Genomic DNA, 6,160 nt, shown 5'->3' on the forward strand with positions numbered 1-6,160 from the left:
TAGTGCCATCGCTTTGTAGCTGTCATCGGAGTGGCCAGGGACCCACTCAGGCTTCGAGCTAGAGCGGCGGTCGGAAGTCGGTTCGCGTCTGCGAGTGCCGGCGGAGCGCGGCGAGCTGTTCGGCACGCTTGGGGAGCACGACGTTGGTCGCGTTCGTGCCCGTCACCACGACGGTCTGCTCGCCCAGCGCCCGGGTGATCTCGTCCGCGAGGCGCCGGCCCATTCGCGGTGCCAACTTCAGCAGCCGGTTGCCAAGTCGGGTTGGGCCAGCGGCCTTCATCGCCGCTGGCGTTGGGTAGCGCTGCAGCAGATCCAGCACCGCCGGATGGTCCAGGTGCGGGCCCAGGACCCGCTCCAACGCAGGGTGGATCTGGGCGAGCAGGCCCCTGATACGGTTGCTCGTGGCCGTGATCTGGCCGACGACATCGTCGTCGAAACCGCAAAGCATCGAGAGCTCAGCGACCTGCTCATCGGCCAGCTGCAGCGACCGCAAAGCGTGCGGGAGGCTCCTCGCGGCTTGGGCGATGATCGCGGCATCGCGGGCGTCGGTCTTGGCTTCGCCCGCGTGCAGGTCCGCGACGCGCCTCATTGCCAGCCCCGGCAGGTAGCCCACGAGCACGTCTGAACCGCGGCATCCGGGCAATTCAGGCGACTGAAAAGTCCCCCTGCTTCGCCCGCAAGCCCAACCGCCAACGGGAGGGTTCATAGCGACCGGTGCGTCCGGTGGCGACATCGGTTGAGCCATCTCGTCCCTCGGGCCCGCGGCTGGACCGGCGACGCGGCCGACTGCCATACTGGGCGCGGCGGGCAGGGGACCTGATGCCACGACTGACGACATCCGTTCTGGGGAGCATCGCTCTGGTGCTAGTGCTGGTGGCCTGCTCGCCCCCGACAACCCAGACTCCACCGCTCGACACGGCCGTTCACACTGATGCGTCGGCCCCGCCCGACGGCGCGGTCGACGTCGTCATCCCCGACGGTGTCATCGGCACGGCCGAGCTCACGTCGGCCTCGGGGGACGACACCGTCTCCGGAACCGTCGTCGTCACGGCCGCAGGCGGCGGGTTCGACGTCGCACTGAAGGACTTCCACTCGGACGTTCCCGGAGGCTTGCAACTGTTCTTCAGTCCCTGGTCGGAGACCACGACTTGCCTGGCCGACATGTACAACTTCTCCTTCGGCAACCTATCCACGGACGCCGATCAGCCCGGGCTGAGTTTGGGAGACAGAGACTACTCCCGGGGCAACCCCAGCTACTTCCTGACTGGCGTCATCACGGAGACCGACCCGAGCACGACCGATCCTGACGGCTGCGTGCTCACTCCCCGGGCGGTCGGCACGATCACCTGGGACGTGCCGGACACCCGGCCCGGGCTGCTCGCCGTTGACACCGGCGCCCGGTTCGGCGCCGGCGGCGCCACCGCCACAACCGATGGTGCCCCCATCTCCTACCGGGCGGTCGCTGGCGACACGCTCAACGACATCGCCGACCGCTTCGGCATCACGGTCGACGATCTCGGCTTCCTCAACCCACTCACTAGCCGCCAGCTCCAGGCCGGTGACGATTTGAACCTCCAGGTGGCACTGCGTGGCGGCGCCTCGGTCCCGCCGCCTTGGGCCTGAACGCCGCTTCAGGGCATGAACCGCCGCCCAGGGGATAGTGGCCGTGTAGAAACCTCCTCCGAGCGCGTGTGTTCTTGTTCTAATGCGGCACGGTGAGGCTGAGCCAGCGTTCTTCGATGGCGTAGCCGAGGTGTTCGTTCATACGGATGCTGCCTGCGTTGACTTGAGCACCACCCGTGCCGAAGATCCTGACGCCGTCGTGGGTCAACGCCGTGATCGATGCGGCCTTGACGGCAACGGCGAGCCCTCGTCGGCGGTAAGTGCGGTGGACGGAAGTGAATTCGGTTTCCGCGCGCGCGGCAGTCAGGCTCATTACGCTGACGGCCACGAGTTGTCCGTCATGGATGGCGCCAAAGAGACGGCAGCCGAATGTCCACAGGTCGAGCACGTCGGACTCGTCGCGGTGGGGCACGGATGTCGCTGGCGTGTACGGGTAGTCGGCGTGGTTCATGGCTTCGAGTGCTGTGACCTGAGGCGCCCAGCTGGCATCGAGTTCCTCGATCCGGAATCCTTGGCCTGTTGCCGCCACGACGGCGGCGTGCAGAACCGTCAGGTTGGGTGGATCGCTCAGGCGCAGGCGGGCACCCCACGATTCGCCGACAACGAAGTACCCCGCCTCGGTTAGACGCTTCAAGCGTGGATCGTTGACTTGGACTACCTGGATATCCGCGTTCACGGGGCCTTCAGGCTTGCGATCATGTCGAGAAGTCGGTCGCGGTCGCGGCGGTACAGTGCGGCATGCTCCAGGAAATCATTGCGGCCCGTGTCGGCGGCACGTTGATCCGTGAACACGGCCAGATCCTCCATACGGTCCGCTGCCGCCCGAAGAACGGCAGCCTGGTCAAACTCATAGCCGTAGGAACGGATGAGCGCATCGAGCCGGCCCGGGCGAGCATCTCGTCCGGGCGCGTCAGGGTCTGAGTACTCGCCGAGCGGGACGAGTCGATATGCGAGGTAAGCCAGATCCCAAATCCGAGGCCCGGGGGAGGCCATGTCAACGTCGATGAGACCGGTGATGTGCCCGTCTTGGAAAACCATGTTGTACGGTGCGACGTCGTTCAGGCACACCACCTCGATTGGTTCGTGTGCAGGCAACTGCCATTCAGCGGCCGCGTGCGCGAGGGGTGCGCTCGCGTCATGTACCCGTCGGAGCAAGGACCCAGCCTCGTGCAGGATCGTCGACGACCAGATCCAGCTGGGCAACGGGTAGTTGCCGACGATTCCCGGAAGGTAGGAGAGCACTTCGCGGCCCTGCTCGTCCATGCCGAAGGGCTCAGGTACTGCCGTCACTCCCGCCGCGCGGAGTGTGCTCAGAAGTTGATGTACCGCGGGAGTCCAAGGACCGGCGGGGCGGTGAACGGTATCGCCCACCCGCACGACCATGCTCGAGTTTCCACCGGCCAGAACCTCTTCATCCATCCCACCAACCTAAAGGCTGCAAGCGGAACCTCAGGGCGAAATGTCGTGCACCCGGGTCAGACGGAGCCTCGCCAGTTCGTGACCGCGGCCCGGTTGGCGTCGTTGAGTCCCGGGGATTCGAGGAGTGTGACCAGGTCGAGGCCGAGAAGTGCGGAGCGAAATGCGCCCTCTATTGTCGTGCCGTGAGTTGTCGTGGGAGGCTGCCGAGATCGCGTGCGTTCACCAAACCTTCGATCCGAAGAGCCCGGCCCTCATGTTTCGCCTCGTTGACCATGGGCTCAGCTTAGGAGCGAGAGGGCGCTCGAGTACCAGTTATCGCGCAACAATCATTGCGCAATAACTGTTGTTCTTATAGGGTCAGCGGTATGTCCCCCCGCGACGCTTCACGCACCACGCTCAGCTCGGCTGCATCCATGCGGGTCCTCGCGCATCCGACCCGGTTGCGTCTGCTCGGCCTGCTTCGCGAACGCGGCCCGTTGACCGCAGCCCAGCTGGGCGACGTCGTTGATGAGGCTCCCGGTACCATCAGCTACCATCTCGGCAAGCTTGCCTCCATCGCCCTGATCGAGCCCGCCGAGGCTCAGAGCACCGACCACCGCGAACGCTGGTGGAAGGCCACGACCCTACTGACCAGCTGGGAGCCCGCCGATCTGCTCGACGACCCCGACAAGCTCGCGGCGTCTTCTGTTCTGCAGAAGTCGATTGCTCAGGCCTACGCCGCCCGGTTCACCGACTACATCGACGCGACACCTGCCCTGCCTCGTGAGTGGGTCGCGGCAGGCGCGAGTGGGGATCGCAGCCTGCGTCTTACGGTCGAGGAACTGGGCACTATTCGGGCCGAGCTCGAAGCCCTGGTCGACCGGTGCGTCGACGCGAGCGCCGCCCACGACCCGGCGACGGCCGACGGCGCCGAGCCCGTGGTGCTCGTCTACCAGGCCTATCGCCGTCCCTGAGTCAGACCGCCGATGAGCAAGAACAAGAAGGAGGCGCTGCCTCGTGACCGCCGCGCAACCGGCGCCCTCTCGGCCCTGCTGGCTGCCCACGCGATCTCGCAAACGGGCAACGTGATCACAGCCTTCGCCATCCCCTTCTACGTCCTCGGCCTCGGCGGCTCGGGCGTCGAGGTGGGAATCGCGGCCTTCTTCGCTACCGCCCCGGTTGTGGTCGGCGGGGCGCTCGGCGGGGTTGTCGTGGACCGGGTGGGTCGCCGCCGAGCGGCGATCGTTGCGGACCTCGTGAGCGGTGCCACCGTGCTGGCCATGCCGGTACTGGCGCTGACCGTCGGGCTGCCATTCTGGGCCCTTCTCATCCTGGTATTCGCGGGCGGACTACTCGACACCCCGGGACAGACCGCCCGCCGCGTCATGCTGCCCGGGCTGACGGTAAGGGCCGGCGTGCGGATCGAGCAGAGTGTCGGGCTTCTCGACGGCTCTGAGCGCTTCGCCAAGCTGATCGGCGCCTCGATCGCCGGCCTGCTCGTCGCGCTCCTGGGGCCGATCGCAGCCCTCTTCGTCAACGCGGCAACGTTCGCGGTCTCAGCACTGCTGACCTGGGCGTTCGTGGCAGCCGTCCCTGCCACCGTCAGGCTGAGCGGCGACAGCGTTGACACTCCCCGTACCTCGTATTGGGCCGACCTGGCTGAAGGCTTCCGCTTCGTCATCCACGACCCGCTGATGCGTTTGGTCGTCGGCCTCGTGCTGGTCACGAACCTGCTCGACGCCGCCCGCGGCTCGACCCTGATGCCCCTCTACGCGAACGATCGTCTGGGAGGCGCGGCCGCTCTGGGTCTGCTGGTGGCGGTCATGGGCGGTTGCGCTCTGGTGGGCAACGTGGCCTTCGGATTCGTCGCTCACCGTGTGCCCCGCCGTGTGACCTTGGCGGTTTGCTTCGCCGTGGCTGGCGGCCCGTCCAGCGCTGCTTTCGCCGTCGGTGCGCCGCTGCCCGTGCTCGTCGCAATGACCGCGCTCTCGGGCTTGGCGGCTGGGGCGATTAATCCGATTCTCGGCGCGGTGGAGCTCGAACGCGTTCCTGAACACATGCGCGGCCGGGTGTTTGGCTTGATCAACGCCGGTGCGTGGGCGGGGGTGCCGTTCGGCGCCCTGCTCGGCGGCATCGCCGCCGACACGATCGGACTGTCGCTCGCCTTCGGAATCGTCGCGGTCGTCTACACGCTCGTCACGCTGAGTCCACTGACCGGAGGAGCTTGGCGGCACATGGAGCGGCGCCCGGCCGTGATGCCCGCGAAGTGAACGCCCCGAACGCTCGCCAGTCCATGCCTGGTAACCTGTGCCCCGAGATGGAAAGCGCGTCCACTGGTTCTGGGGCGTTGCTGGCATCGTCACTCTCTCCTCAATTGGCAGCATCTCCAGTGCCGCCGAGACGCTGCTGGTGCAAATGACCAATTTGTAGATCGCCAATCCGCGGCGGGCAACAATGGTTGGACGCGGCAGCTGTACCAGCACTCATCTCCCGCGTCTAAGGGAGAATATTCATGGCTTCTCGAACCCCCAGGCTCTCTCTGGTCGTACTTATCGTGTTGGCCCTCAGTGGGTGTTCGGCTGGTGTTGGCGCCAGCGATACAGCGTCGGTTACAGGGGGAGCGATCGAGTTGGCAGTATCGGAGACGTGCGCTGATGGGGCGGACCCGCAATGCGTTCAGGTCAATGGCGAGAATGTTGTTCTCCCATCCGCACTTGAGCGAGCTGGAGTGAAGGATGCCACCATCGCCGAAGGTGAGGGGCAGAACGCGGTTGACGTGACGTTCACCGAAGACGGGGCGATCGTCTTTAACGCCCTCACGGTGAAGGCTGTCCAAGCCGGAGATTCGGCGCGCCTGATTATCAAGATCGGCGGCGAGATACAGGCTGCCGCCGTGGTGATGGAAGCCTTGGAGGATGATCATGTGCAGATCAGCATCGCTCCAGACGACAACGCCCAAAGAATCGTAGACCTGATTCACAAAGGCTGAGAAGCGTCGGCGCTCTGGCTCCGACTGGTGTCGATCCGTTCACCCACGAAATCCACAGTTGTGCCGACAGCGACAGTATGAGAACTGCCGCCTTCGTTCCGGAACCGGGGGCGAGACCCGGTATGCTGCGATGAGCATCATCCAATTGGT

General features: G+C 65.7%; 6 protein-coding genes and 1 pseudogene. 4 read left to right on the plus strand and 3 right to left on the minus strand.

Annotated elements, in window-relative coordinates; genetic code table 11:
* Positions 1–97: 97 nt before the first annotated feature.
* Positions 98–631 (minus strand): annotated as a pseudogene (locus CXY82_RS01495) (transposase); the annotation flags it as partial.
* Between the two features lie 188 nt (positions 632–819).
* On the opposite strand from CXY82_RS01495, the gene CXY82_RS01500 reads away from it, so the two are divergent.
* Entirely contained in the window at positions 820–1,623 is an 804-nt protein-coding gene (locus CXY82_RS01500; protein WP_104169368.1) for a LysM domain-containing protein, read from the plus strand.
* 79 nt (positions 1,624–1,702) lie between these two features.
* Here CXY82_RS01500 and CXY82_RS01505 read toward each other — a convergent pair whose 3' ends face one another.
* Positions 1,703–2,257, minus strand: coding sequence for a GNAT family N-acetyltransferase (locus tag CXY82_RS01505; protein ID WP_146069017.1), 555 nt, complete (start codon positions 2,255–2,257; stop codon positions 1,703–1,705).
* A gap of 38 nt (positions 2,258–2,295) precedes the next feature.
* Positions 2,296–3,042: a phosphotransferase gene (locus tag CXY82_RS01510; protein WP_104169370.1), complete on the minus strand. Its 747-nt coding sequence runs from the start codon at positions 3,040–3,042 to the stop codon at positions 2,296–2,298.
* 365 nt (positions 3,043–3,407) lie between these two features.
* Here CXY82_RS01510 and CXY82_RS01515 point away from each other — a divergent pair, with 365 nt between their 5' ends.
* The 3 genes from CXY82_RS01515 (at position 3,408) to CXY82_RS01525 (ending at position 6,010) form a co-directional block, all read left to right on the plus strand.
* A complete protein-coding gene (locus tag CXY82_RS01515) occupies positions 3,408–3,995 on the plus strand; it encodes a helix-turn-helix domain-containing protein (RefSeq protein WP_104169371.1) in 588 nt (195 codons plus the stop codon).
* Between the two features lie 12 nt (positions 3,996–4,007).
* Positions 4,008–5,291: an MFS transporter gene (locus tag CXY82_RS01520; RefSeq protein WP_104169372.1), complete on the plus strand. Its 1,284-nt coding sequence runs from the start codon at positions 4,008–4,010 to the stop codon at positions 5,289–5,291.
* 458 nt (positions 5,292–5,749) lie between these two features.
* Entirely contained in the window at positions 5,750–6,010 is a 261-nt protein-coding gene (locus CXY82_RS01525; protein WP_104100445.1) for a hypothetical protein, read from the plus strand.
* The last annotated feature ends 150 nt before the right edge of the window (positions 6,011–6,160 follow it).

Origin of the sequence: Cryobacterium sp. M23 (assembly GCF_002929655.1) — a bacterium.
Lineage (GTDB): Bacteria > Actinomycetota > Actinomycetes > Actinomycetales > Microbacteriaceae > Cryobacterium > Cryobacterium sandaracinum.